This is a genomic window from Streptomyces sp. BV286 (assembly GCF_019090165.1).
Taxonomy (GTDB): domain Bacteria; phylum Actinomycetota; class Actinomycetes; order Streptomycetales; family Streptomycetaceae; genus Streptomyces.
On sequence record NZ_JAHRIB010000204.1, the window covers coordinates 90,243 to 115,791 of the forward strand.

General features: G+C 71.3%; 25 protein-coding genes. 18 read left to right on the forward strand and 7 right to left on the reverse strand.

Annotation, left to right across the window (positions count from 1 at the left end):
- The first annotated feature begins 227 nt into the window (after positions 1 to 227).
- Positions 228 to 920 (forward strand): GntR family transcriptional regulator, encoded by a 693-nt coding sequence (locus tag KUF83_RS38140; RefSeq protein ID WP_217459635.1) that lies wholly within the window; start codon positions 228 to 230, stop codon positions 918 to 920.
- Between the two features lie 307 nt (positions 921 to 1,227).
- On the opposite strand, the gene KUF83_RS38145 is transcribed toward KUF83_RS38140, so the two are convergent.
- On the reverse strand, positions 1,228 to 1,509 hold the full coding sequence (locus KUF83_RS38145; protein ID WP_121406547.1) for an HPr family phosphocarrier protein: 282 nt from the start codon (positions 1,507 to 1,509) through the stop codon (positions 1,228 to 1,230).
- 256 nt (positions 1,510 to 1,765) lie between these two features.
- On the opposite strand from KUF83_RS38145, the gene KUF83_RS38150 reads away from it, so the two are divergent.
- The 4 genes from KUF83_RS38150 to KUF83_RS38165 are packed head-to-tail and all read left to right on the forward strand — an operon-like array spanning position 1,766 to position 7,244.
- On the forward strand, positions 1,766 to 4,723 hold the full coding sequence (locus KUF83_RS38150; protein WP_217459636.1) for a bifunctional GNAT family N-acetyltransferase/acetate--CoA ligase family protein: 2,958 nt from the start codon (positions 1,766 to 1,768) through the stop codon (positions 4,721 to 4,723).
- Positions 4,724 to 4,764: 41 nt separating this feature from the next.
- On the forward strand, positions 4,765 to 5,352 hold the full coding sequence (locus tag KUF83_RS38155) for a DUF5998 family protein (RefSeq protein ID WP_217459637.1): 588 nt from the start codon (positions 4,765 to 4,767) through the stop codon (positions 5,350 to 5,352).
- Positions 5,352 to 6,539 carry an alkaline phosphatase family protein gene (locus KUF83_RS38160; RefSeq protein ID WP_217459638.1) on the forward strand — a complete coding sequence of 396 codons (1,188 nt, stop codon included), beginning with the start codon at positions 5,352 to 5,354 and terminating at the stop codon, positions 6,537 to 6,539. The genes KUF83_RS38155 and KUF83_RS38160 overlap by 1 nt, the downstream gene beginning before the upstream one ends.
- A gap of 48 nt (positions 6,540 to 6,587) precedes the next feature.
- Positions 6,588 to 7,244: a thymidine kinase gene (locus tag KUF83_RS38165; protein ID WP_217459639.1), complete on the forward strand. Its 657-nt coding sequence runs from the start codon at positions 6,588 to 6,590 to the stop codon at positions 7,242 to 7,244.
- A gap of 71 nt (positions 7,245 to 7,315) precedes the next feature.
- Here KUF83_RS38165 and KUF83_RS38170 read toward each other — a convergent pair whose 3' ends face one another.
- Positions 7,316 to 8,110 carry a VOC family protein gene (locus tag KUF83_RS38170; protein ID WP_217459640.1) on the reverse strand — a complete coding sequence of 265 codons (795 nt, stop codon included), beginning with the start codon at positions 8,108 to 8,110 and terminating at the stop codon, positions 7,316 to 7,318.
- A gap of 314 nt (positions 8,111 to 8,424) precedes the next feature.
- On the opposite strand from KUF83_RS38170, the gene KUF83_RS38175 reads away from it, so the two are divergent.
- Positions 8,425 to 9,252, forward strand: a complete 828-nt coding sequence (locus KUF83_RS38175) for a sulfurtransferase (protein WP_217459641.1) — start codon at positions 8,425 to 8,427, stop codon at positions 9,250 to 9,252.
- 115 nt (positions 9,253 to 9,367) lie between these two features.
- Here KUF83_RS38175 and sepH read toward each other — a convergent pair whose 3' ends face one another.
- The 3 genes from sepH to KUF83_RS38190 all read right to left on the reverse strand — a co-directional run bounded on the left by sepH (position 9,368) and on the right by KUF83_RS38190 (position 13,426).
- Positions 9,368 to 10,459, reverse strand: a complete 1,092-nt coding sequence (gene sepH, locus KUF83_RS38180; RefSeq protein ID WP_217459642.1) for a septation protein SepH — start codon at positions 10,457 to 10,459, stop codon at positions 9,368 to 9,370.
- A 449-nt stretch (positions 10,460 to 10,908) separates the two neighbouring features.
- A complete protein-coding gene (locus KUF83_RS38185; protein ID WP_217459643.1) occupies positions 10,909 to 12,228 on the reverse strand; it encodes a D-arabinono-1,4-lactone oxidase in 1,320 nt (439 codons plus the stop codon).
- Positions 12,188 to 13,426 carry an MFS transporter gene (locus tag KUF83_RS38190; RefSeq protein WP_217459644.1) on the reverse strand — a complete coding sequence of 413 codons (1,239 nt, stop codon included), beginning with the start codon at positions 13,424 to 13,426 and terminating at the stop codon, positions 12,188 to 12,190. Before KUF83_RS38190 ends, KUF83_RS38185 begins: the two co-directional genes overlap by 41 nt.
- A 184-nt stretch (positions 13,427 to 13,610) precedes the next feature.
- Between KUF83_RS38190 and KUF83_RS38195 the strand changes: the two genes are divergently transcribed.
- Both KUF83_RS38195 and KUF83_RS38200 read left to right on the forward strand, forming a co-directional pair.
- Entirely contained in the window at positions 13,611 to 14,738 is a 1,128-nt protein-coding gene (locus KUF83_RS38195; RefSeq protein WP_217459645.1) for a ferrochelatase, read from the forward strand.
- Positions 14,738 to 15,562 (forward strand): inositol monophosphatase family protein, encoded by an 825-nt coding sequence (locus tag KUF83_RS38200; protein ID WP_217459646.1) that lies wholly within the window; start codon positions 14,738 to 14,740, stop codon positions 15,560 to 15,562. Before KUF83_RS38195 ends, KUF83_RS38200 begins: the two co-directional genes overlap by 1 nt.
- Positions 15,563 to 15,706: 144 nt before the next feature.
- Here the strand turns inward: KUF83_RS38200 and KUF83_RS38205 are convergent, their stop codons facing one another.
- Positions 15,707 to 15,880: a hypothetical protein gene (locus KUF83_RS38205; protein ID WP_217459647.1), complete on the reverse strand. Its 174-nt coding sequence runs from the start codon at positions 15,878 to 15,880 to the stop codon at positions 15,707 to 15,709.
- A gap of 388 nt (positions 15,881 to 16,268) precedes the next feature.
- On the opposite strand from KUF83_RS38205, the gene KUF83_RS38210 reads away from it, so the two are divergent.
- The 4 genes from KUF83_RS38210 (at position 16,269) to KUF83_RS38225 (ending at position 19,758) form a co-directional block, all read left to right on the forward strand.
- A complete protein-coding gene (locus tag KUF83_RS38210) occupies positions 16,269 to 16,922 on the forward strand; it encodes a response regulator transcription factor (protein WP_055615445.1) in 654 nt (217 codons plus the stop codon).
- Positions 16,923 to 16,927: 5 nt separating this feature from the next.
- Positions 16,928 to 18,160, forward strand: a complete 1,233-nt coding sequence (locus KUF83_RS38215; RefSeq protein WP_217459672.1) for a HAMP domain-containing sensor histidine kinase — start codon at positions 16,928 to 16,930, stop codon at positions 18,158 to 18,160.
- A 391-nt stretch (positions 18,161 to 18,551) separates the two neighbouring features.
- On the forward strand, positions 18,552 to 18,848 hold the full coding sequence (locus KUF83_RS38220) for a DUF4193 domain-containing protein (protein ID WP_005481602.1): 297 nt from the start codon (positions 18,552 to 18,554) through the stop codon (positions 18,846 to 18,848).
- Between the two features lie 13 nt (positions 18,849 to 18,861).
- Positions 18,862 to 19,758 (forward strand): EcsC family protein, encoded by an 897-nt coding sequence (locus tag KUF83_RS38225; protein ID WP_217459648.1) that lies wholly within the window; start codon positions 18,862 to 18,864, stop codon positions 19,756 to 19,758.
- A gap of 209 nt (positions 19,759 to 19,967) precedes the next feature.
- On the opposite strand, the gene KUF83_RS38230 is transcribed toward KUF83_RS38225, so the two are convergent.
- A complete protein-coding gene (locus KUF83_RS38230) occupies positions 19,968 to 20,429 on the reverse strand; it encodes a DUF3093 domain-containing protein (protein ID WP_217459649.1) in 462 nt (153 codons plus the stop codon).
- A 58-nt stretch (positions 20,430 to 20,487) separates the two neighbouring features.
- Here KUF83_RS38230 and KUF83_RS38235 point away from each other — a divergent pair, with 58 nt between their 5' ends.
- From KUF83_RS38235 to KUF83_RS38260, 6 genes are all read left to right on the forward strand, one after another.
- Complete coding sequence (locus tag KUF83_RS38235; protein ID WP_217459650.1) at positions 20,488 to 21,072, forward strand: PaaI family thioesterase; 585 nt, start codon at positions 20,488 to 20,490, stop codon at positions 21,070 to 21,072.
- Entirely contained in the window at positions 21,069 to 21,590 is a 522-nt protein-coding gene (gene dut / locus KUF83_RS38240) for a dUTP diphosphatase (protein ID WP_217459651.1), read from the forward strand. The genes KUF83_RS38235 and dut overlap by 4 nt, the downstream gene beginning before the upstream one ends.
- 1 nt (position 21,591) lies before the next feature.
- On the forward strand, positions 21,592 to 22,344 hold the full coding sequence (locus KUF83_RS38245; protein ID WP_217459652.1) for a DUF3710 domain-containing protein: 753 nt from the start codon (positions 21,592 to 21,594) through the stop codon (positions 22,342 to 22,344).
- 293 nt (positions 22,345 to 22,637) lie between these two features.
- A complete protein-coding gene (locus KUF83_RS38250) occupies positions 22,638 to 23,270 on the forward strand; it encodes a hypothetical protein (protein WP_217459653.1) in 633 nt (210 codons plus the stop codon).
- A 256-nt stretch (positions 23,271 to 23,526) separates the two neighbouring features.
- On the forward strand, positions 23,527 to 24,753 hold the full coding sequence (locus tag KUF83_RS38255) for an alginate lyase family protein (protein WP_374106241.1): 1,227 nt from the start codon (positions 23,527 to 23,529) through the stop codon (positions 24,751 to 24,753).
- 59 nt (positions 24,754 to 24,812) lie between these two features.
- Positions 24,813 to 25,508, forward strand: coding sequence for an ABC transporter ATP-binding protein (locus KUF83_RS38260; protein WP_217459654.1), 696 nt, complete (start codon positions 24,813 to 24,815; stop codon positions 25,506 to 25,508).
- Positions 25,509 to 25,549 lie beyond the last annotated feature (41 nt).

Genomic DNA, 25,549 nt, shown 5'->3' on the forward strand with positions numbered 1-25,549 from the left:
CCGGCTCACCGAGCCGGGGCCTTCGCGTGCTCCGCGGCCTTCCGGGCTTCTTCCCGACCGTTCCTGGTCTCTTTCGCACCGGACGACTGCCTGTTCAGAGACGCGATGTGTCCAAAAAATAGCCATGGATTCCGGGCTGCCATCGGAATTTCCCGCTCACTGCAATAGAGTCACCGAACAAGCGTCGATCGACCGCGTTTCGCGGGGATTAAGGCGGAGGTCCGGTCATGCGTATTCCCGCGCGCTCGGTATGCACGGCGATTCGTGACGACATCGTCGCGGGTGTCTACGAGCGCGGCAGCCGGCTCACCGAAGAACTTCTCGCGCGTCGTTACGGCGTCTCGCGGGTCCCCGTGCGTGAGGCGCTGCGCACGCTGGAGGCGGAGGGCTTCGTGGTCACCCGCAGACACGCGGGCGCGTGCGTGGCGGAGCCCACGGAGCAGGAGGCCGCGGACCTCCTGGAGATGCGCATGCTGCTGGAGCCGCTGGGTGCCGCCCGTGCCGCGCAGCGCCGCACGGAGGCGCACCTCAAGGTGCTGCGTGGCCTGGTCAGACTGGGCCAGGAACGGGCCAGGAGGGGCAACAGCGAGGATCTGCGCTCGCTGGGGGGCTGGTTCCACGAGACGCTCGCGCAGGCCTCGGGCAGCCCGCAGCTGACCTCGACGCTCGCCCAGCTGCGGCACAAGATCGCCTGGATGTACGCGGTCGAGGCGCCCGCGCATCCCGCCGAGTCCTGGACCGAGCACGGGGCCATCGTGGACGCCGTGGCCCGGGGGGACAGCGACCGCGCCCGGGCGGTCACGGCGCTGCACACCGAGCGGGCGACGACCGCGCACCGGCTGCGCTTTCCGGGCCGGGACCGCGTCGAGCGTGTGAGAACTTCGCAACATCCCGTAAACACGGCGGGCCTGCGGCATTAACAGTGGCACCGTATACAAAGAGGGATATCCGGCAGAGGCGTATTTCTGATGCCCGTTTTCCCCGCGTGCCCGGAATTGCCGAGCGCGGGATTTCCGCATGCACGGAAATCGAGTCCCGGCCGGCCTGCGAATAGCGCCGACGGGCAGATCTGTGACGAATACCGACGGCAGGTTCAGGGCCGGACGTCGTGCGCAGCCGGGGGCCGGTCGTCTCCGCACGGGCCGGGGCCGGATCGTGGTGCGGAAACGGCGGAGCCGCGTCGCCCGGGGTGGGGGGACGCGGCTCCGCCGCACGTGACGCGTGGGGTCAGACCGTCTCGGGGAGCTCGTCGAGACCCTCGGCGACCAGCTTCGCCAGGCGGTCGAGCGCGGCGTCCGCGCCCTCGGCGTCGGACGCGAGGACGATCTCCTCGCCGCCCTGGGCGCCCAGGCCGAGGACCGCGAGCATGGAGGCGGCGTTGACGGGGTTGCCGTCCGCCTTGGCGATCGTCACGGGGACGCCGGAGGCCGTGGCCGCCCGGACGAAGATGGAGGCGGGACGGGCGTGAAGGCCCTCGGCCCAACCGACGTTGACGCGGCGCTCAGCCATGTGATGCTGCCCTTCAGGTGTCTCACGGTTGTCTAGACCATTGTTTCATACGGTGGAGCCTGCTTGAAGCGACCGGGAGCCCGGCCCGGTTCGGCCCCGGCCCGGCGTGGTCCCGGTCCTTGGCCCGAGCGGCTCCGATGCCCAAGACTGCCCGGTGCCCTGCCCGGACGCGAGCCCGCCCGCGCGGGGCGAGGACCCTGGGAATCCCGGGGACGCGAGCCCGCCGTTGTCGGACCCGAGCCGTACTCTGGGCCCCATGCAGACCTCGTCGGACCGGCACGAGTACCCCGCTCACTGGGAGGCCGACGTCGTCCTGCGCGACGGCGGCACCGCGCGCATCCGGCCCATCGCGGCTGACGACGCCGACCGCCTCGTCAGCTTCTACGAGCAGGTGTCCGCCGAGTCGAAGTACTACCGCTTCTTCGCGCCGTACCCGCGCCTGTCCGCCAAGGACGTCCACCGCTTCACCCACCACGACTTTGTGGACCGGGTGGGACTCGCGGCCACCGTCGGCGGCGAGTTCATCGCCACCGTACGCTACGACCGCATCAACGCCGACGGCCTGCCCGCGTCCGCCCCCGCGGACGAGGCGGAGGTCGCCTTCCTCGTCCAGGACGCCCACCAGGGCCGCGGTGTGGCGTCCGCTTTGCTGGAGCATGTCGCGGCCGTCGCCCGTGAGCGCGGCATCCGCCGTTTCGCCGCCGAGGTGCTGCCCGCCAACAGCAAGATGATCAAGGTGTTCACGGACGCCGGGTACCAGCAGAAGCGCAGCTTCGAGGACGGCGTCGTACGCCTGGAGTTCGACCTGGAGCCCACCGACCGCTCCCTCGCGGTGCAGCGCGCGCGGGAACAGCGAGCGGAGGGACGCTCCGTCGCCCGGCTCCTCGCGCCCGGCTCGGTCGCCGTCATCGGCGCGGGCCGCGCGCCCGGGGGAGTGGGTCGCAGCGTCCTGGACAACCTCCGCGAGGCGGGGTTCACCGGGCGCCTGTACGCGGTGAACGGGGCGCTTCAGGAGAAGGAGCTCGACGGCGTCCCGGCGTACCGCTCCGTGCGTGACATTCCCGAGCCCGTCGACCTCGCCGTCGTCGCCGTTCCGGCCGAGCGCGTTCCCGCGGTCGTCGCCGAGTGCGGTGAACACGGCGTGCAGGGGCTCGTCGTGGTCTCCGCGGGGTACGCCGAGAGCGGCCCCGAAGGCAGGGAGCGCCAGCGCGAACTCGTGCGCGAGGCGCGTACGTACGGGATGCGCATCATCGGACCGAACGCCTTCGGCGTCATCAACACCTCCCCCCGGGTACGGCTCAACGCCTCGCTCGCGCCCGAGATGCCGCGCACCGGACGCATCGGGCTGTTCGCCCAGTCCGGCGCCATCGGGATCGCGCTGCTGTCCCGTCTGCACCGGCGCGGCGGCGGGGTCACCGGCGTGACGGGCGTGTCCACCTTCGTGTCCTCGGGCAACCGCGCCGACGTGTCCGGCAACGACGTCCTTCAGTACTGGTACGAGGACCCGGACACCGATGTCGCGCTCATGTACCTCGAATCGATCGGGAACCCGCGGAAGTTCACCCGGCTCGCGCGACGCACGGCGGCGGCGAAGCCCCTGGTCGTCGTGCAGGGCGCGCGCCACGGAGGAGCAGCGCCCCAGGGGCATGCCGTACGGGCGACGCGCCTGCCCCACGCGACGGTGTCCGCCCTGCTGCGGCAGGCCGGCGTCATCCGGGTGGACACGATCACGGAACTGGTCGACGCGGGGCTGCTGCTCGCCCGCCAGCCGCTCCCCGCGGGGCCGCGCGTGGCGATCCTCGGAAACTCCGAATCGCTCGGGCTGCTCACGTACGACGCCTGTCTGGCCGAAGGGCTGCGCCCGCTGCCCCCGGCCGACCTGACCACGGCCGCCTCCGCGGAGGACTTCCACGCCGCGCTGTCGCACGCGCTGGCCGACGACGCCTGTGACGCCGTGGTGGTCACCGCGATCCCGGCCGTGGGGGAGGCCTCGACAGCCGACGCCACCCTGGCGGAGGCCCTGCGTTCCGCCTCGGCGGCGGCTCCGGCCAAGCCGGTGCTCGTGGTGCACGTGGAACTCGGCGGCCTGGCGGAGGCCTTGTCCGCAGCCGCCAGCACCGCTCCACAGCCTGGAGAGCACTCAGGCGATCAGCCGACCGTCCAGTCAGCCGTTCAGCCGGCCGGCCGGTCGGGCGAACAGCCGGCCGGGACGGGACCGGACGCAGGGGGCGGCCCCCACCCGTTCCGCTCCCCGGAGCGCCCGTCCGCACAGGGCGAGCGACGGACGCCCGACGAGGTGGCCCCCGAAGCGGAATCCCGTCTCATCCCCGCCTACCCGGCTGCCGAGCGGGCCGTCCGCGCCCTCGCGGAAGCCGTGAAGTACGGCCAGTGGCGGCGCGAGACCACCGATCCCGGGCGCGTGCCCGAGTACGAGGACATCGACGAGAAGGGCGCGGCCGAACAGATCGACCGGCTCCTCGGCGGCGGTGGCGAAGGAGCCGCGGCGGAGCCCGCGGTGGGGGAGGCCGGGCTCACACTCGGCCCCGAGGACACCTGCGCGCTGCTCGGCCGGTACGGCATCGATGTGCGGCGCGCCCTGTCCGCGCCCACGCCCGGAGAAGCGGTGGCCGCGGCGGAGCGCCTCGGCTACCCCGTGGCGCTGAAGACCACCGCCCCGCACCTGCGGCACCGCGCCGACCTGGGCGGCGTACGACTGGATTTGGCGGACGAGGAGCAACTGCGGCGGGCGTACGCGGAGTTGACCAGCCTCTTCGGGAAGCCCGAGGAGCTGCGCCCGGTGGTGCAGGGGATGGCGCCGCGCGGTGTCGACACGGTCGTACGCGCGGTCATCGACCCGGCGGCCGGAGCGGTGCTCTCCTTCGGGCTCGCCGGAGCGGCGTCGGAACTGCTCGGGGACACCGCGCACCGGCTGATTCCGGTCACCGACCGCGACGCGGCCTCCCTGGTCCGATCCATCCGGACCGCACCGCTCCTCTTCGGCTGGCGGGGCTCGGCCCCCGCGGACGTCGCGGCACTGGAGGAGCTGCTGTTGCGCCTGTCACGCCTTGTGGACGACCACCCGGAGGTGGTTTCCGTGTCCCTGGAGCCCGTCGTCGTCGCCCCGCGCGGGCTGAGCGTGCTCGGCGCCTCCGTGCGGCTCGCGCCGCCGCCGGCCCGTGACGACCTCGGTCCACGGACCCTTCCTGTGTACTGAGCGGTGCCACGCAGTCAGTGCGCCCCCGTAGGATGGACGTCATGGCCAAGACCAGTACGACGACCCAGGGGCTGCGAGCGGCGATCGAGCGCAGCGGCTACTACCCGGCCCTCGTGGCCGAGGCGGTGGAGGCCGCTGTGGGCGGCGAGCCCATCCGGTCGTATCTGGTCCATCAGGAGACGACGTTCGACGCCAACGAGGTGCGTCGGCACGTCACGGTGCTCGTCCTCACGGGTAACCGTTTCATCGTGAGCCACACGGACGAGCAGGCGGCGGACAGCACGTCGCCGACGCCGTACGCGACCACGTCCACCGAGTCCGTGAAGCTCGGCCGGATCTCGTCGGTCGTGCTCAGCCGCGTCGTGGCGAATCCGGAGAAGTACGTCGTGGGGACGCTGCCGCGCGAGGTCGTCCTCACCATCGGCTGGGGCGCGGTCGCCCGCATCGACCTGGAGCCCGCGGCCTGCGGCGACCCCAACTGCGAGGCGGACCACGGTTACACGGGCAGCTCGACGGCCGACGACCTGAGCCTGCGCGTCAGCGAGGCGGGTGACGGTCCGGACGCCGTGCGGCAGACGCTGGCCTTCGCGCAGGCGCTCTCCGAGGCGACCGCGGACGTCACCCGCTGATGTCCCAGCAAGTCTGGGACCACCCGGAACCACTCACCGTCGGCTCCGCGCCCGCGCCCGAGTACGGGGCCGGTTCGCTCGCCGACCTGCTGCCCACGCTGGCCGCGGGCATGGACGTACCGGACATGACCGCCTCGCTCGCGGAGCTGAGCCCGGCCGACCGGAACTGCGTCTTTTTGATCGACGGGCTCGGCTGGGAGCAGCTGAAGGCGCACCCGGACGAGGCCCCCTTCATGAGCTCCCTGCTGGGCAGCTCGCGTGGCGGCACCGGCCGGCCGATCACGGCGGGCTATCCCGCGACCACCGCGACCTCGCTGGCCTCGGTCGGCACCGGGCTGCCGCCGGGCGCCCACGGACTGCCCGGCTACACCGCCCGCAACCCGGAGACCGGCGAGCTGATGAACCAGCTCCGCTGGAATCCGTGGACGCAGCCCCGCACATGGCAGCCCTACCCCACGGTCTTCCAGCTGGCGGACGCGGCGGGCGTGCACACGGCCCAGGTGACGGCCCCGCACTTCCAGAACACCCCGCTGACCAAGATCGCCCTCAGCGGCGGGACGTTCCACGGGCGGCTGACCGGCGAGGACCGTATGGACCTGGCGGCCGAGCAACTGGCCGCCGGGGACCGCTCGTTGGTCTACACGTACTACGCGGAGGTGGACGGCAAGGGCCACGGCTTCGGCGTCGACTCCGACCCCTGGCGCGGACAGCTCATGTACGTGGACCGCCTGGTCCAGCGCCTGGCCGAGCAACTGCCGCCGCGTACGGCCCTGTACGTCACGGCCGACCACGGCATGATCGACATCCCCTTCGGTGAGCAGCACCGCATCGACTTCGACGAGGACTGGGAGCTGCGCGCGGGAGTCGCCCTCCTCGGCGGAGAGGGCCGGGCCCGGCACGTCTACGCGGTCCCGGGCGCCGAGTCGGACGTCCTGACCTGCTGGCGCGAGGTGCTCGGCGAGCAGTTCTGGGTGGCCTCCCGCGACGAGGCGATCGCGGCGGGATGGTTCGGACCGCGGATCGACGAGCGGGTGTACGAGCGGATCGGCGACGTGGTCGCGGCCGCCCGTGACGACGTGCTGATCGTCGCGTCCGAGCGGGAGCCGAAGGAGTCGGTGATGGTCGGCAACCACGGCTCGATGACTCCGGCGGAACAACACGTCCCGCTCCTCGAAGTACGTTCCTGACCCCTCCCAGCCCGCCCGTCACTCTTGCCGAAAGGTGCTCAACCTCCCATGCCCGAGCTGGTGTTCTTCTCCGGAACCATGGACTGCGGGAAGTCGACGCTGGCTCTGCAGATCGAGCACAACCGCTCGGCGCGCGGTCTGCAGGGCATGATCTTCACGCGGGACGACCGGGCGGGCGAGGGCAAGCTGTCGTCCCGCCTCGGCCTGGTCACGGACGCGGTGGAGGTCGAGGACGACCAGGACGTGTACGCGTACCTCGTCGACCACCTCTCGCAGGGCGGCCGTGCGGACTACGTCATCGCCGACGAGGCGCAGTTCCTCGCCCCCGTACAGATCGACCAGCTCGCCCGGGTGGTGGACGACCTGGACATCGACGTCTTCGCCTTCGGCATCACCACAGACTTCCGCTCCAAGCTCTTCCCGGGCTCCCAGCGCCTCGTCGAACTGGCCGACCGGGTCGAGGTCCTCCAGGTCGAGGCGCTCTGCTGGTGCGGCGCCCGCGCCACCCACAACGCCCGCACCATAGGCGGTCAGATGGTCGTCGAGGGCGCCCAGGTCGTCGTCGGAGACGTCAACCAGCCGGAGGACATCGGCTACGAGGTGCTGTGCCGTCGTCACCACAGCCGCCGGATGACCGCGGCCAGCGCCCGGGCGGGCGCACTGTCCCCGGACGTGCTCCCGGTGGACGCGGTGGCGCGGCGCTGACGTGTGAGCGCCCGGCCGAGCGGCATGCGTGTGCCGTGGTGTCGCGGTGCGGCCCGTTCGCCCCGGCCGGTTCAGTGACCCGTGCGTACCACGGAGAACACCGCGCCCTCGGGATCCGCCACCGTGGCGACGCGACCGTGCGAGGCCTCGTGGGCCGGCCGGAGCACATGACCGCCCAGGTCGAGGACCTGGAGCACGGCCGAGTCCACGTCGGTGACCTCGAAGTACGTCATCCAGTGGGCCCCGCGGTCGCGGGGAAGGGCGTTGCCGACGCCGTGGATCCCGGCCACCGGGCGGCCCTCGATGTGGAGGGTGAGGTAGTCGAAGTCGGCGGAGACGACGGGCTCCTCCTCGAAGCCGAAGACCGTCTCGTAGAACTTGGCGACGCCCGCGGAGTCACGGGTGATGAGCTCGTTCCACGTGGGTGTCCCGGGAACGCCGGTGATCCCCGTACCGAGGTGGGCCGCCGCCTGCCAGACGCCGAACACGGCCCCGGAGGGGTCCGAGGCGATCGCCAGACGACCGGCGTCGTCGGCGACCAGCGGACCGACGCCGACCGTGCCACCGCAGTGCCGGACCGTCTCCGCCGTCAGGTCCACGTCGTCCGAGGCGAGGTAGGGCGTCCACGCGACGGGCAGATGACGGTCCGGCGGAAGCTGGCCGATACCCGCCACCTCCTGCCCGTCAAGCTGCGCCCGCACATAGGCGCCCAGCTGCTGTGGACCGGGCTGGAACTCCCAGCCGAACAGTTCCCCGTAGAACTCCTGGGTCGCGGCCATCCCGTGCACCATCAGACTCACCCAGCAGGGTGTGCCGGGCGCGTACGCAGTGCCGTTCAGGCCGGCCGACCCCCGTGCCTCGGTCATCGTCACCCTCTCCTCGGCGCCTCGTGGGGCCGCTTCGCTTCCGCTTCCGAACCGGGCGTGCCGTCGCCGCGGACTCGAGTGCCCGATGCCGATGGTCGCACCACCCGGGGCATGCCGCGCCCCGGTCGAACGGCCCATGGCGGGAGAATGCCCGAAAACCCGTTGCCCATCCGCTTCCCCGCGACGGCCCGGCCATGCCTGCCGGCCCGTACAGCGTGTGTCCGGTCCTGCACGCCGTGTGGTCGGTCCTGTCCGGCCGAGCAGAGTAGCCGGACCCGGGCGATGTGGCCACTCCGTACGCGAGGATGGTGACCATGAACGACATCATCTCCGCATCCCGGCTCGCCGGTGACCTGGCGGGCCCCAACCCCCCGGTCGTGCTGGACGTCCGCTGGCAGCTCGGCGGCCCGAACCTGCGCCACGCCTACGAGGAGGCGCACATTCCGGGGGCGGTCTACGTGGACCTCGACACCGAACTCGCCGCTCCCGCCGGCGCGGGAGGCCGGCATCCGCTGCCGGATCCGAAGGCCTTCGGAGAGGTCATGCGCGCGGCCGGGGTGTCCGAGGACCGTGATGTCGTGGTGTACGACGGTGGCCTCGGCTGGGCCGCCGCGCGGGCCTGGTGGCTGTTGCGCTGGACGGGTCACCCGTCGGTGCGCGTCCTTGACGGCGGCCTCGCCGCCTGGAGCGGTCCGGTCGAGGGCGGCCACCCGGCCCCGGCCGCCGGCACCTTCGTACCGGCTCCCGGGGCGCTGCCCCTGCTGGACGCCGACGGCGCCGCGGGGCTGGCCCGCAGCGGTGTCCTCCTCGACGCCCGGGCTGCCGAGCGCTACCGCGGCGACGTCGAGCCGATCGACCGTGTCGGCGGACACATCCCCGGCGCGGTCTCGGCGCCGACCACCGGGAATGTGGCCGAATCCGGCTGCTTCCTGACGGCGGGCGAACTCGCCGACCGCTTCAAGTCCCTGGGCGCCGACGGCACTTCCGCGGTGGGTGTCTACTGCGGTTCCGGTGTCTCCGGCGCGCACGAGGTGCTCGCTCTGGCGGTCGCGGGCATCCCCGCCGCGCTGTACGCGGGCTCCTGGTCGGAGTGGTCCCGGGACGAAGCGCGCCCGGTGGCGACGGGGCCCGACCCGCAGTAGCTCCCCGGCAGCGGCCGGCCGCCGCCAGACGGGCACGGCGGCGCGGGGCGGCGAACTGCGGACGGCAGCACAAAGGGCTCGCACCGAGATGGTGCGAGCCCTTTGCGGCATGTCCTCAGTCCTGCTTCTTCCGGCGGGTCCCGAAAACGATCTCGTCCCAGCTCGGCACGGCCGCTCTGCGTCCGGGACGGACCCCGTCCGCCTCCGCCTGCCGGTCGGTGGCACCGACCAGGCGTTCGCGGTGGCTGGCCACCGAACGCGGCATGAGCACGTCGGCGTAGGCGGATCCGGCCGAGGCGGCGGGAGCCGGGGGCTCCTCCACCTCGGGCTCGGCGTCGAGTGGTTCCTCCGTCTCGGCGGGGCGCTCCGTGGTGGAGGTGGTCGAGGCGGCGGGAGCGGTCGAGGGACGCTCGGGCACCACCATGTCGCCGCGGAAGCTGGGAACCGCCTCCAGGAGACTGGTGAGCGAGTCGCGCTCGCGCTCGCCGGTGCTCTCGTCCAGGTCGGGCTCGGGCGACGGCGAGGGCAGGCTCGGTCGCTCGATCTGCCGGTCCAGGGCACGGTCCAGCGGGCGATCGCGCGGCAGGCGGGCGATGCGCGGAACGAACGGGAAGCTCGGCTCGGCAGCGGCGAGGTCCTCGGACTCACCGATCAGCGAGCGCGCCTCGTCGTCGACGGCCTGGACGAGCCGCCGGGGCGGGTCGTACGTCCAGCTCGCCGCGTGCGGCTCGCTCGCCACCCGGTAGACCAGCAGGACCTCCCAGGTGCCGTCGTCCCGGCGCCAGGAGTCCCACTGGACGGTCTCCTTGTCGGCGCCGCGCATCAGGAGACGTTCCTGCACCGCCTCACCGAGCTGGGGACCGGTCGTTTCTCCGGGGCGGCGGACCGGGGTCTTACGGGCCCGCTCCGCCATGAAGGCACGCTCGGCGAGTACGGGTCCCTCGAAGCGGCGCACACGGTCGACGGGGATGCCGGCGAGCTGGGCCACCTCTTCGGCGGATGCTCCGGCACGTATACGCGCCTGGATGTCTCGGGGGCGGAGATGGCTCTCCACCTCGATCTCGATCTGGCCGAGGCGGGGACGGTCGCCGCGTACGGCGGCGCGTAGACGCTCGTCAATCGGAAGCGTGTACTCCGTGCTGTCCGCAGCCTTCAGCACCAGCCGTGTGCCGTCGTTGGAGACGGCCACGACACGCAGTTCGGGCATGGGGACCTCCCGGGTGGTGCCTGCCGACGTCACGTGCGTCGCTGCTTCCGCTAGTCGAGTGTGGCCTGCCCGGGTGCAGCCTGCCACAACCTTGCCGAGTTGCCCGGCGTGTCGGGCGTGGGCCCTGGATCGCCGTTATGGCACGGTTACCTATTCGCAACGCTAAGTGACGAACCTCATCACCCTGTGCAACGAGCCCCCTCCCGGCGGTCCTGGAAGGCCCCGGACGCCCTGGCGAGTGTCCGGACCCAGGGCTCGCAACAGTACTCCATTCGGGCCACTTGCGTGGATCGGCACGCCACCGAACTTCTGTCCGGAAGCGGGAGTTGACCGCTCCGCGTGACGCTCCGTCGACCATGGCCCGCCTCGTGCTTCACATGCCCGGCGAAAACGGAAACAATCGTTTCGCCCGCATGTCCTGTGCTCGGGCAACCGGTCGGAGCGAACGGCTACTCGCCCAGGATCCGGCGCAAGTAGTCGTTCCCGAACCGCCGTTCCGGGTCGAGCCGGTCCCGCAGTTCGGTGAACTCGCCGAACCGCGGATAGACGCCGGCGAAGTACTCCGCGTCGCGGGTGTGCACCTTGCCCCAGTGCGGCCGCCCCTCGTGCGCGGTGAAGATGCGCTCGGCGGCGCTGAAGTACGCCTGGTACGGCGTGCCCCGGAACATGTGGACCGCGATGTACGCGCTCTCCCGGCCGGACGCGGTGGAGAGCGTGATGTCGTCCGCGGGGGCCGTGCGCACCTCCACCGGGAAGCTGATGCGCAGCGGCGAACGGTCGATCATGGCCTTCAGTTCGCGCAGCGTCTCGACCAGGGCGGCGCGCGGAACGGCGTATTCCATCTCCGTGAACTTCACCCGGCGTGGGGAAGTGAAGACCTTGTAGGGAATGTCGGTGTAGGTGCGTGCGGAGAGTGCGCGGCTGGAGATCCTCGCGATCGAGGGGATCGTGGCGGGCACGGCCCGGCCCACGTAGTTGGCCGCGTGGAAGACGCCGTTGGAGAGGAACTCGTCCTCGAAGAGACCGCGGACGGTGCCGACCGGGTTCTCCGGGCCAGCGCTGCGGTTGTTGCGCTTGGTGCTGCAGTTGCCGGTGTGCGGGAACCAGTAGAACTCGAAGTGCTCGTTCTCCGTGAACAGTTCGTCGAAGGAGCGCGTCACCTCGTCGAAACTCATCGGCTCCTCACGGGCGGTGAGCAGGAAGACGGGCTCCACGGAGAACGTGATCGCGGTGATGACGCCCAGGGCGCCTATTCCGACCCGGGCGGCCGCGAAGACCTCGGGGTTCTCCTTCTCGGAGCAGGTGAGGACCGAGCCGTCGGCGGTCACCAGTTCAAGGCCCTTGATCTGGGCGGCGATCGAGGCGGAGTCGCGGCCGGTGCCGTGCGTGCCCGTGCTGGTCGCGCCGGACACCGTCTGCTCCATGATGTCGCCCATGTTCGTGAGCGACAGCCCCTCCCGGGCCAGGGCCAGGTTGAGGCGCTTGAGGGGCGTGCCGGCCTCCACCGTGACGGTGCCCGCCTCGCGGTCGATCCGGCGGATGCCGGTCAGCAGCTGAGGACGGATCAGCACGCCGTCGGTCGCGGCGGCCGCGGTGAAGGAGTGGCCGGCGCCCACGGCCTTGACCCTGAGCCCGTCCTCCGCGGCCTCGCGCACGGCGGCGGAGAGTTCCTCCACGGAAGCCGGAGTGACCTCCCGCGCAGGCCGGGCGGTGACGTTCCCCGCCCAGTTACGCCAGGTGCCGCTCTTCCCGCTCACTGTGCTCCTCATGGGTCCCTCCCCGCTGCGGAACCGGCCTGCTCAGCCGGCGATACCCCAGAAAACCCACCGCGACCGCGACGGCCCCGGCCGCGACCGGAACCCCGTACCCGGCCCGCGCCCCGGCCGTGTCGATCACCCAGCCGGACAGGGAGGAACCGAGCGCGACCCCGACCGCGAGCCCGGTGCTCACCCAGGTCATGCCCTCGGTCAGTTTCGCGCGTGGTACGTGCAGTTCGACGAGGGCCATCGTCGTGATCATCGTCGGCGCGATGGACAGGCCCGCAACGAACAGCGCCACGGCCAGGAACGGCAAGTTTCCGACCAGTAGGAGGGGGATCATACTCACGGCCATGGCGCATATGCCCAGCACCCACCTGCGGGCGGGCGCCCCGGCGAAGCGCAGCAGCCCGAAGACCGCCCCCGCCGCGCAGGACCCCGCCGCGTACACGGCGAGGACGACGCTCGCGGCTCCCTTGTGCCCTTCCTCGTCGGCGAAGGCCACGGTGACCACGTCGACCGCGCCGAAGATCGCGCCGGTCGCCACGAACGTGGCCACCAGGACCTGCAGTCCGGCCGAGCGCAGGGCCGAGCCTCCCGTGTGGTGCTCACGCGGATGCGGCGGGGGCTCGGTGGCGCGCTGGGACGTCAGCCAGAAGACACCGGCCGCCAGGAAACAGGCCGCGAGCAGCGGCCCCGCCTCCGGGAACCACACGGTGGACAGGCCGATGGAGATGATCGGCCCGAAGATGAAACAGATCTCGTCGACGACGGACTCGAAGGCGTACGCGGTGTGGAGCTCGGGCCTGCCCCGGTAGAGCAGCGCCCAGCGAGCCCTGGTCATCGCGCCGACGCTCGGTACGCAGCCGATGCCCGCCGAGCAGACGAACAGCACCCAGTCCGGTCCCTCGAAGCGGACCGTCAGCAGGAGTCCGGCGGACGCGGCGAGCGCGCACATCGTGGCGGGCCGCAGCACCCGCCGTTGCCCGTACCGGTCGACCAGCCGGGACACCTGCGGACCGAGCGCCGCCGCGGCCAGCGCCATCGTCGCCGAGAGCGCGCCCGCGAGCCCGTACCGTCCGGTGACCTGGGAGATCATCGTGACCACGCCGATGCCCATCATCGACAGCGGCATCCGACCGAGGAGGCCCGCGGTGGTGAAGCCCTTCGAGCCTGGAGCTGCGAACAGGGCGCGGTAGGGGCTGGGCACGGGTGGTCTCCGGTGACGGTCCGGTAAGGCGTGAATCTGGCCGATACAGCTTACGAGTCAGGTGACCCTAACGCATATGCGTATTTCCTCGGTCACCGTGTCCCTGCGCTGTCCGCCCGCTGTCCGTCTGCCGTACGGCCCCCGCCGTCGCCCGGCTGTCAGCGGCGGATGGCAGGATCGAGGCATGCGAGACGCGCTCGATGCCACCCCCTACGACGCCCTGCTCCTGCTCTCGTTCGGCGGCCCCGAGGGCCCCGACGACGTGGTCCCGTTCCTGGAGAACGTGACGCGGGGTCGGGGCATCCCCAAGGAACGCCTCAAGGAAGTCGGACAGCACTACTTCCTGTTCGGCGGGGTCAGCCCGATCAACGACCAGAACCGCGCCCTGCTGGACGCCCTCCGCAAGGACTTCGCGGACCACGGCCTGGACCTGCCCGTGTACTGGGGCAACCGCAACTGGGGCCCGTACCTCACCGACACCCTGCGCGAGATGGCCGCCGACGGCCGCCGTCGCGTCCTGGTCCTCGCCACGAGCGCGTACGCCTCGTACTCGGGCTGCCGGCAGTACCGCGAGGACCTCGCCGGGGCCCTGGCGACCCTGGAGGGCGAGGGCCTGGAGCTGCCGCGCGTCGACAAGCTCCGGCACTACTTCAACCACCCGGGCTTCCTGGAGCCGATGGTCGAGGGCGTCCTGAAGTCCCTCGCCGAGCTCCCCGAGGACGTCCGCGCGGGCGCGCACCTCGCCTTCACGACGCACTCGATCCCGGACGCCTCGGCGGACACCTCCGGACCCGTCGAGGCGCACGGCGACGGCGGGGCGTACGTGAAGCAGCACCTGGACGTCGCCCGGCTCGTCGCCGACGCCGTGCGTGAGCGGACCGGGACCGACCATCCCTGGCAGCTCGTCTACCAGTCGCGTTCGGGAGCCCCGCACATCCCGTGGCTGGAGCCGGACATCTGCGACCACCTGGAGGAGCTGCACGGCGCCGGCGTCCCGGCCGTCGTCATGGCACCCATCGGGTTCGTCTCGGACCACATGGAGGTCCTGTACGACCTCGACACGGAGGCCACGGCCAAGGCCGGGGAGCTGGGACTGCCGGTGCGCCGGTCGGCCACCGTGGGCGCCGACCCGCGGTTCGCCGCCGCGATCCGCGACCTCGTCCTGGAGCGGGCCGCCACCGAGAGCGGCAGGGACGTGACGCCCTGCGCCCTCGGCGCCCTGGGCCCCAGCCACCACCTCTGCCCGGTGGGCTGCTGCCCGGCCCGCGCACCCAAGCCCGCCGCCGCGGGCGCCGACAGCCCGTACGCGTGATGAGGAGCCCCGTGACCGCCACAGCGGACGACGAGTTGAAGGCCGAGCTCCTGGAGATCGCGCTCGACGCGGCCCGTCGGGCCGGCGCCTTCCTGCGGGACGGCCGCCCCGACGACCTGGGTGTGGCCGCGACCAAGTCCAGTGCCGTCGACGTCGTCACCGAGATGGACATCGCCTCCGAGAAGATGATCACCGCTCTGCTGGCCGACCGCAGGCCCGACGACGGTGTACTCGGCGAGGAGGGCGCCGACATCGAGGGCACCAGCGGTGTCCAGTGGGTGATCGACCCGATCGACGGGACCGTGAACTACCTGTACGGGCTGCCCAGCTGGGCGGTGTCCATCGCGGCCCGCAAGGACGGTGAGACGCTCGTCGGAGTCGTGCACGCCCCGATGCGCGCGGAGACCTGCCGGGCAGTCCTGGGCGAGGGTGCCTTCCTGAACGACCGTCCCGCGCGCGTGCGGCCCGCTCCCGACTTCGGGCTGGCGCTCGTCGGCACCGGCTTCGGCTATCTCGCGGACCGCAGGGCCCGCCAGGCGGAGGTCGTCGGGCACCTGATTCCCCAGGTCCGGGACATCCGCCGGGGCGGCTCGGCCGCGATCGACCTGTGCGACGTGGCGACGGGCCGCCTGGACGCCTACTACGAGCGCGGGCTGAACCCCTGGGACTACGCCGCCGGCGACCTGATCGCCCGGGAGGCGGGCGCGCTGACCGGTGGGCGCCCAGGACAGCCCTGCTCGACGGACCTGACGATCGCGGCCCCGCCCGGCCTCTTCGAGCCGCTCCAGTCCCGCCTCGAAGAACTGGGCGCCTGGCACGACTGACAGCGCGCGACCGGCTCCCACCCACAGTGCGTACGCCACGCGACGGACAGCGCGTACGCCGTCGTCCGGGGCATCCCGGGTGGCAACGACGAAGCGGGACCCCGGACTGGATCCGCCGGGGCCCCGCTGTCGTGACGAGCTGGATCAGACGTGTGACACGCCGACCTGAACCCCGTGCTCGGCGGCAAGGCGGTGCAGGTCGTCGAGCTCGGCCTGCTCGACCTCGGCGAGGAAGTCGTCGCCGGTCTCGCGAGCCATCGTCAGGTCGGTCTCGGTCGCCCTTATGCGCTGCAGAAGTCCTGCGGTGAAAGCGTCCATGCTGCGCCCCCTCGTCCTGGGTCGTGGGTCGGTGGCACGGGGGTGTGCCGATCGGGAGGGGCGATCACGTCTCCAAGGTGCCCAGCGCAGCCCCGCTGGGCGGCGACGGTGCCGGACACCCACGCCCGCCCTGCGGAAGCGGACCATGACATACCGCATGGTGGTGCGGCACAAGCAGAGCGTGATCGCGGGGTGTAAAGCCGTCCTCCCCCCGCTCCCTTCCACGGAAACCTCAACCGCACGAGAAAATCTGGCATTCCCGGCCCCCGCACCCGCCTTACAGCCGACTTATGGCCGAAAAGGGCAGGATGGAGGCCAACCAGCGGCAGACCCTGCCCGTGTGCGCCGAAAAGGCGCCGCGCGGGCGGACAGAGGAAGGACAAGCGACGTGCGCGTACTCGTCGTCGAGGACGAGCAGCTGCTCGCCGATGCGGTGGCCACCGGACTGCGCCGGGAGGCCATGGCCGTCGACGTCGTGTACGACGGCGCGGCCGCCCTGGAGCGCATCGGCGTCAACGACTACGACGTGGTGGTCCTCGACCGCGACCTCCCCCTGGTGCACGGCGACGACGTCTGCCGCAAGATCGTCGAGCTGGGCATGCCCACCCGCGTGCTGATGCTCACGGCCTCCGGAGACGTCAGCGACCGGGTCGAGGGTCTGGAGATCGGCGCCGACGACTACCTCCCCAAGCCCTTCGCGTTCAGTGAACTGACGGCACGCGTGCGTGCCCTCGGCCGGCGTACGAGCATGCCGCTGCCGCCCGTCCTCGAGCGAGCCGGGATCAAGCTCGACCCCAACCGCCGTGAGGTCTTCCGCGACGGCAAGGAGGTCCAGCTCGCGCCCAAGGAGTTCGCCGTCCTGGAGGTGCTGTTGCGCAGCGAGGGTGCGGTCGTCTCCGCCGAGCAGCTGCTGGAGAAGGCATGGGACGAGAACACCGACCCGTTCACCAACGTCGTGCGCGTCACGGTGATGACCCTGCGCCGCAAGCTCGGCGAGCCGCCGGTGATCGTCACCGTGCCCGGCTCCGGCTACCGGATCTGATCGTGGTGGCCACGACGCCCGCGCCGCCGACGGCGCCTCCGAAACCGACCTGGGACCCGCGCAAGCCCCAGCCTCCCCTGCCCTGGCTGCGGCCCACCATCCGGATACGGCTCACGCTGCTGTACGGCGGGATGTTCCTGATCGCCGGCATTCTGCTGCTCTCGATCATCTATCTGCTCGCCGCCCAGGCTCTGAACGTGGGCAGTGATCTGCCCTTCCGGATCATCTCCGGCGGGGTGACCAGCCCCACCTGCAATTTCCCGTCCAAGCCGTCGGCGACCGAACTCAACGACGCGATGAACGCCTGCGTCAACGAGCAGCGGCAGCACGCCCTGGACAATCTGCTCAGCCGCTCGCTCCTCGCTCTCCTCGGTCTCGCCGTGATCGCTTTCGCCTTCGGTTACGCGATGGCCGGGCGGGTTCTCGCGCCGCTGGGCCGCATCACCCGTACCGCTCGCGCGGTGGCGGGCTCAGATCTGTCCCGGCGGATCGAGCTGGACGGTCCCGACGACGAGCTCAAGGAGCTGGCCGACACCTTCGACGACATGCTGGAGCGGCTGCAGCGGGCCTTCACGGCCCAGCAGAGATTCGTCGGCAACGCCTCGCACGAACTGCGGACGCCTCTCGCGATCAACCGCACGCTCCTGGAGGTGCACCTGTCCGATCCGGGCGCCCCCACGGAGCTGCAGCAACTCGGCAAGACCCTGCTCGCCACGAACGAGCGCAGCGAGCAGCTCGTCGAGGGTCTGCTCCTGCTCGCCCGCAGCGACAACCAGATCATCGAGCGCAAGCCGGTCGACCTCGCCGAGGTCGCCTCGCAGGCGGTCGACCAGGTGCGGGGCGAGGCGGACGTCAAGGGCGTGGAGATCCGCGGAGAGCAGGCCGCCGCGGTCGTGCAGGGAAACGGGGTCCTGCTGGAACGGATCGCCCTGAACCTCGTCCAGAACGCCGTGCGGTACAACGTGGCGGACGGGGGCTGGGTCGAGGTCGTCACCGAGGTGCGGCACGGCCAGGCGGTCCTGACGGTGTCCAACACCGGGCCCGTGGTCCCCGCGTACGAGATCGACAATCTTTTCGAGCCGTTCCGACGGCTGCGCACCGAGCGGACGGGTAGTGACAAGGGCGTGGGACTGGGACTGTCGATCGCGCGGTCGGTGGCCCGTGCCCACGGCGGCCACATCGTCGCTGAGCCGCGTGAGGGAGGTGGCCTGGTGATGCGAGTCGCCCTACCTATCTGAGATCATGTCGCCGACACACGAGGATGTTCGCTTTGCGCGGAATTTTCTGGGCATGAGAAAGGCACACTCGTGTGTGATCGATCACAAGGGCGAATTTCCGGCCATCTACCCTCCGTGATCAATGCGCCTGCCGAAAGCCGGGATAATCCGGGTTTTCGGGGGTCGAGATCACGGGAAGTACACGGTGAGACGCCTTTGAAGTGCGGCATTCGGACCGTGTACGGTCCCGTTCGCCATCCAAGCCGATCACTCTCGAGGGGTCCGGTTGGGTGTCGATTGAGTAACAGACCTTGATGTGAGGCAAAATCTCCGCCTCAGGTCGGGCACAAGTCCGGCCTCTCACGCGTTACGTGCGCTGAGACACTGCAGACACCCAGAGGGGGAGAGCGACATGGCAACGGATTACGACACCCCACGCAAGACCGACGACGACGTCGACTCGGACAGCCTTGAAGAACTGAAGGCTCGCCGGAACGACAAGTCGACTTCGGCGGTCGACGTGGACGAGTTCGAGGCCGCCGAAGGCCTGGAACTGCCCGGAGCGGACCTCTCGAACGAGGAGCTGGCCGTCCGGGTCCTGCCGAAGCAGCAGGACGAGTTCACCTGCATGAGCTGCTTCCTGGTCCACCACCGCAGCCAGCTGGCCCGGGAGAAGAACGGCCAGCCGATCTGCCGCGACTGCGACTGAGGCAGGGTCGGCCGTGACAGGCTCGACCCCGCCCTGGAAGCGCCGCTTCCGTGACCGGGGAGCGGCCGGTCCGTCTCAGGACGGCTTGCAAGACGACGAGCGGGGCCGCCCGGCCTCGCTCGAATCGGAGGACGCGACAGGCGCCTCCGGCGCCCTGGAGGTGCCGGATCGGAAGGCGCCTGTCGCCAGGCGCCGGGCGGCCGCCGTCGGCCACGGGGTCAAGGAGGGCGTCCGTAAGGGCGGCAGCCGGGCCAGAGCGGGCCTGGCGTACGTCACCGACCGGATCATCGAGATCGCCCCGCGGATCCCCGTACGCGACCTCGCGGCGCTCCGGAAGCAGTTCCCGGGCCTCGGACCCGAACAGCTCGCGGACAAGATCGTCGCGGGCGCGTGCAACGCGACGTCCACCGTGGGCGCAGGCGTCGGCGCCGCCGCGATGATGCCCATACCGCCCGCGATGCCCACCGAGCTGGCCGCCGAGATCACCGGCGTCGCCGCGATCGAGCTGAAGCTGATCGCCGAGCTGTACGAGGTCTACGGCCTGCGGCCGCCGGGAACCCTGAAACAGCGCACCACCACGTATCTGAGCTCGTGGTCGGAGGAGCGCGGCATCGACGTGACCAAACCGTCGACGCTCAACGCGGCCCTCGGGGGCCACATGAAGCGCGAGCTGCGCCAGCAGATCATGAAGCGCACGGTCAGGAACCTGCCGAACCTGATGCCGTTCATGGTGGGCGCGGCCGTCGGGGCGGTCATGAACCGCCGCGACACGAGAAAACTCGCGGACCGGGTCCGCAAGGACCTCCGCAAGGTGCAGGTGCCCTGGGACGCACTTCCGGCGCTGCCGCCCCTGGAGAAGCCGGCCGATCCGCTCAGCATGGGTGACCTCCCCAGAGAGCTGGGGCGCTGATCCCGCCCGTACCGTGCCTTCCGCCCGTACCGTGCCCGCTGCCGGTGCGAGTCCGGCGGCTTCGTGATGCGTTGTCGCCGCCGCGTGGTGTCGTGCGGCGGGCAAAGTTCTGACCTGCGGCAGGGAAAGTTTCCGTGCGGGGGTCGGACGCGAACACAAATGCGAGGGCGGGGGCCGGGCTGTCACCGTCGCCCCCGCCGGAGGCGGGACTACGCGGGCGTCCGTGCCGCGGCCAGTGCCGCCGCCAGCCGCTCCGGCTCACGGGTCGACAGGTACACGTACGGGGTCGGGTCCGTCGGGTCGGTGACCTCCACGCGCAGGGCCGTGGGGATGTAGGCACGCAGGAGCATGAAGGCGCGGGCGTCCGCCTTGAAGGAGCGCCAGGCGCGGGCCTCTTCGGGGTCGAGGACATGGGCCTCGCCCAGCGCGGAGACCGGGATCCGGGCGTCGCCCGCGATCAGGGAGCCGGCCACCACACGGATCCGTACGGAGCCGTACGAACTCGCCGCCACCGCCGCCACCGCCGTGCCACCGACGAACCCGCCCAGCAGGGGCAGCGTGCCGAACGGCAGCACGATCAGGGCCATCGACAGACCCACCAGGAGGGAGATGAACCACCAGGAGCGGGGTGCGGTGAGACGTTCTTCGTACGACGAGGCGGAGGGCTGCATACGGCCAAGCCTGCCACGGTGCGTGCGGCGCGCTGACGCGGAGGTAAGGTCTGCGCCTGTGAGTGGTACATCTTCGGCCCTGCGGCCCCCGGCCGACGCGGTGGCACCGGTACGGCATCCCGACGCGCCAGCCCCGGGCGAGCTGCTCGGCGCGCACTACGACCAGTGTTTCGGCTGCGGTGGCGGCCAGCCGCACGGGCTGCACCTGGAGGCCCGGGCGGGTGAAGGGGTGAGGATCACCGCCGAGTTCACCGTGCAGCCCGCGCACCAGGGTGCTCCCGGCCTCGCGCACGGCGGAGTCCTCGCGAGTGCCCTCGACGAGACCCTCGGCTCGCTGAACTGGCTGCTGCGCACCATCGCCGTGACCGGGCGGCTGGAGACCGACTTCGTACGGCCCGTGCCGGTGGACACCGTGCTGTACCTGGAGGCCGAGGTCACGGCGGTGGCGGGACGCAAGATCTACTCGTCCGCCACGGGACGCATCGGAGGCCCCGGCGGGCCCGTAGCCGTCCGCGCGGACGCCCTCTTCATCGAGGTGAAGGTCGACCACTTCGTCGACAACGGCCGCCAGGAGGAGATCCGGGCGGCCATGGACGACCCCGACCAGGTCCGCCGTGCCCGCGCTTTCGAGGTGAACCCGTGACCCCGTCCCCGGCCCCCGTGGGCGTACTGATCAAGCGCGTCGACCCGGACGTACCGCTTCCGGAATACGCGCACCCCGGTGACGCCGGCGCGGATCTGCGGACCACGGAGAGCCGCGTACTGGAACCCGGTGAACGTGCCGTGCTCCCCACCGGGGTGTGCATCGCGCTTCCCGAGGGGTACGCGGCCTTCGTGCACCCGCGTTCCGGGCTGGCCGCCCGCTGCGGTGTGGCTCTCGTGAATGCCCCGGGGACGGTTGATGCCGGGTACCGTGGGGAGATCAAGGTGATCGTGGTGAATCTCGACCCGCGCGAGTGCGTGCGGTTCGAGCGCTTCGACCGGATTGCTCAACTGGTCGTCCAGCAGGTCGAGAAGGTGCGCTTCCGGGAGGTGGCGGAGCTTCCCGACTCGGCGCGGGCCGCAGGGGGCTTCGGTTCCACCGGCGGCCATGCCGCGGTGGGCGGCACAACGGGTGGGAATCGATACGCTTCGGTCGTATCCGACCGGGAAGGACAGTGACGTGTTCGGACGTCGCAAGAAGGGCAGTGCCGCCGAGGACGCGGCGGGCGAGGCCGAGCAGGTCGTCGACGGTGTCGACACTGAGGCGGAGCGCGAGCGCGTGAGGCTCGAGCCGGAGCCGCGTCCCGACGGTCCCTGGGACAGCGCCGAGGTGCGCGATCCGGCCGAGGGCCGGGTCGACCTGGGCGGCCTCTTCGTGCCCGGGGTCGACGGCATGGAGCTCCGGGTGGAGGTCGCGGGCGACGCGATCGTCGCGGCCACGGTGGTGCTGAAGGACAGCGCCGTCCAGCTGCAGGCTTTCGCCGCTCCCAAGCGCGAGGGCATCTGGGGCGAGGTGCGCGAGGAGATCGCCACCGGCATCACCCAGCAGGGCGGTGTCATCGACGAGGTCGAGGGCCCGCTGGGCTGGGAGCTGCGCGCGCAGGTGCCGGTGCAGCTGCCCGACGGCACGGGCGGCTTCCAGGTCGTCCGGTTCATCGGTGTGGACGGTCCCCGCTGGTTCCTGCGCGGAGTGATCTCCGGCCAGGGCGCGGTGCAGCCGCAGGCCGCCGGTCTGCTGGAGCAGATCTTCCGGGACACCGTGGTGGTCCGCGGCGAGGGCCCGATGGCCCCGCGCGACCCGATCGTCCTGAAGCTGCCGGACGACGCGCAGATGGTCGCCGAGGGTGTGCAGCAGGAGGAGCAGGCCGGGTCCCGTTTCTCCGGCGGCATGGGGCAGCTGCAGCGCGGACCGGAGACCACCGAGGTCCGGTAGCTCCACAGCCGGAGACAGGGCCGCGTACACGCACGTGCGCGATGGGCCGCATTCCCTTCGGGGAGTGCGGCCCGTCGTCGTTTCCGGCGGATCGGTGCCGGGCGGCGTCCGGGCCCCACGCCTGGACCGTCGCCGCGTACCGGAGCGTGGGCCGAACGAGTGAAGAAGGGCCCGAGTCGCTCCCCGGCAGCGGAACAGCTGGTCACCCTGGGTCTGGTGGCAGAGGGACGGATCGGTCAACTCCCTTGCACCGCACATGACTTACCGATCAAGGAAGACCATGGGGCCCGGGCATGAGCACCAACTGGATCGAGAAGGCGCAGCGGTTGGGCGACGGGAGCATCGGAGGCGCGATGGATCATCCGACGGTTCCGGGCCGCGTCGTCTGGCACACCACGGAGAGCGGCACCGGCGATGACGCGTTCCGTGCCGTGGCGGCACATCTGATCCGGGTCGCCGCCGAACCGCATCTGCTGTACGACCCGGTGACCGACCGGCTCGGCCAGTTCGGCCCGCTGAACCACAGCGCCCGCGCGCTGCGCAACGACGGGTCGACGAGGACGAACCGCGTCGGGAAGGTCTGCATCCAGATCGAGGTGCTCGGGCGGGCCGGCAAGCCGTTCACCGACACCTGGAGGCCCGGCCCCAACTACAGGGCTGTGATGGCCGCGATCAGGTCGTGGAGGATTCCGGACGCCTTTCCGGCAGGACGTATCGCGACCTCGGGCGCCGACGCGACCAACCGGCCCCGCGCGGTGTGGATGAGCAAGGGCGGGCACTACGGCCACGCGAACATCCCTGGCAACGACCACTGGGACCCGGGCGACATCGACAGGGCCGCCCTGTTCGCCGCGGCCCCGGTCGCCGAGGCGGCGCCGGGCGTCGTGGCCGCCCCGCCGGACGCGTCGCCGGCCTCGGCGAACTGATCGCCGTCACCCGTCGAAGTCCGGCAGGGGTACGACTCACGGCCGAGGTCTCACCGCGGTCCGCCGGAGTTCCGGGTGCTGAACCGCCCCGATGCGCGGCCTGCGGGCTCCGGAAGCCGTTCGGAGCCCGCAGGCCGTTCCGCGCCCGACGGCTGCCGTTTCTCTTGACGTGAACTTGGTCTGTACCTATGGTCACCGGCCAACGCCTGTGTTCATAAAGGCATTCCGCGTTCACATACTGGAACGGACGGCCCCCATGATGCCGAACAGCCCGGTTCCCCCAGTCCCCTCACACCGCCGCGGGAGATCACGCTTCGCGCTGCTCGCCACCGTCGCGGCTCTGCTGGCCGGCGCCCTGGCCTGGCCCGCCACGGAGCGCGCGGAGGCGGCGCCCGCCACCTTCGCGCACCCCGGAGTCACCGTCTCCCGCGGCCAGTTGGACTTCGCCCGGCAGCAGGTCAACGCGGGCGCCCAGCCCTGGAAGAGCGCCTACGACCAGATGATGTCGAGCAGGTACGCCTCGCTCACACGCACCGCCAAGCCCCGCGCGGTCGTGGAGTGCGGCTCGTACTCCAACCCGAACAACGGCTGCACGGACGAGCGCGAGGACGCGATCGCCGCGTACACCCAGGCCCTGGCCTGGTACGTCACGCGGGACGCCCGCCACGCGAAGAAGGCGATCGAGCTGATGGACGCCTGGTCGGCGACCGTCCGGGACCACACCAACAGCAACGCCCCGCTGCAGACCGGCTGGGCGGGCTCGTCCTGGCCCAAGGCCGCCGAGATCATCAAGCACACGTACGACGGCGGCTGGCCGAACTCCGGTCGCTTCGCGACCATGCTGCGCGGCGTCTACCTGCCCGAGGTCATCAACGGCTCGAACTCCAACGGCAACTGGGAACTGTCGATGATGGAGGCGGCCGTCGGCATCTCCGTCTTCCTGGAGGACAAGGCCTCCTACGACAAGGCCATGGCGAGGTTCCGCACCCGTACGGCTGCGTTCGTGTACCTGTCCTCCGACGGCGCCCTGCCGAAGACCGTGCCGAGCCAGAACCTCGACACCAGGCAGAAGATCGTCAACTACTGGCAGGGCCAGTCCACCTTCGTCACCGGGCTCACCCAGGAGACCTGCCGCGACCTCACCCACACCGGGTACGGCCTCTCCGCGATCTCGCACATCGCCGAGACCAGCCGCATCCAGGGCCAGGACCTGTACGGCACGGACGTCGGCGAGCGGCTGCGGCACGCGCTGGGCTTCCAGGCCAGGTACCAGCTGGGCGAGGCGCCCCCGAGCTGGCTGTGCGGCGGGTCGCTGCACCTCGGCCTCGGCCCGGTGACCGAGGTCGGCCACAACGCCCTGCACAACCGCCTCGGCCACGGCATGACCAACACCGAGCGGCTGACGGCACAGAACCGGCCCGCGGGGAGCAACAACCTCTTCGTGGCCTGGGAGACCCTCACGCACGGCGACAACCCCGGCTGAACCGTTGCCGGTCCGGGCGTCGGACGGTGATACTGGCGCCCGGTCCACGGGGGAGGGGCATGAGTACTCAGGTCGTCACGGACACCATGGTGCGGGTGGAGAACGTCCACCGCTCGTACGGGAGCGGCACCACCGCCGTACACGCGCTGCGCGGGGTGTCGTTCGACATTCCGCGCGGTGAACTCGTCGCGCTCAAGGGGCGTTCGGGCTCGGGCAAGACCACACTGCTCAACCTCGTCGGCGGGCTCGACGAGCCGGACGACGGGCGGATCACCGTCGACGGGCTCGACCTCTCCGGCCTCGGGGAGAACGGACTGCTGGAGCTGCGCCGGGACCGCATCGGCTTCGTCTTCCAGTCCTTCGGGCTCATCCCGATCCTGACGGCCGCCGAGAACGTGGGCGTGCCCATGCGGCTGCGCCGGGTCGACCCGCGCGAACGCGAGGAACGCGTCGAGCTGCTGCTCTCCCTGGTCGGGCTCGCCGACCACGCGGCACAGCGGCCCGGTGAGCTCTCCGGCGGTCAGCAGCAGCGTGTCGCCATCGCCCGCGCCCTCGCGAACAACCCGGCGCTCCTCATCGCCGACGAACCCACCGGCCAGCTCGACGCCGAGACGGGCATCGGGGTGATGGAGCTGCTGCGGGCGGTCGTCCGCAGCGAGCAGGTCACCGCGCTCGTGGCCACCCATGACGCGGCCCTCCTGGACCTGGCCGACCGGGTCCTGGAGCTGGGCGACGGCGAGATCGTGGAGAGCTGAGGCCCCCGGCCCGCTCCCCGGCCCGCTCCCCGGCCCCCTCC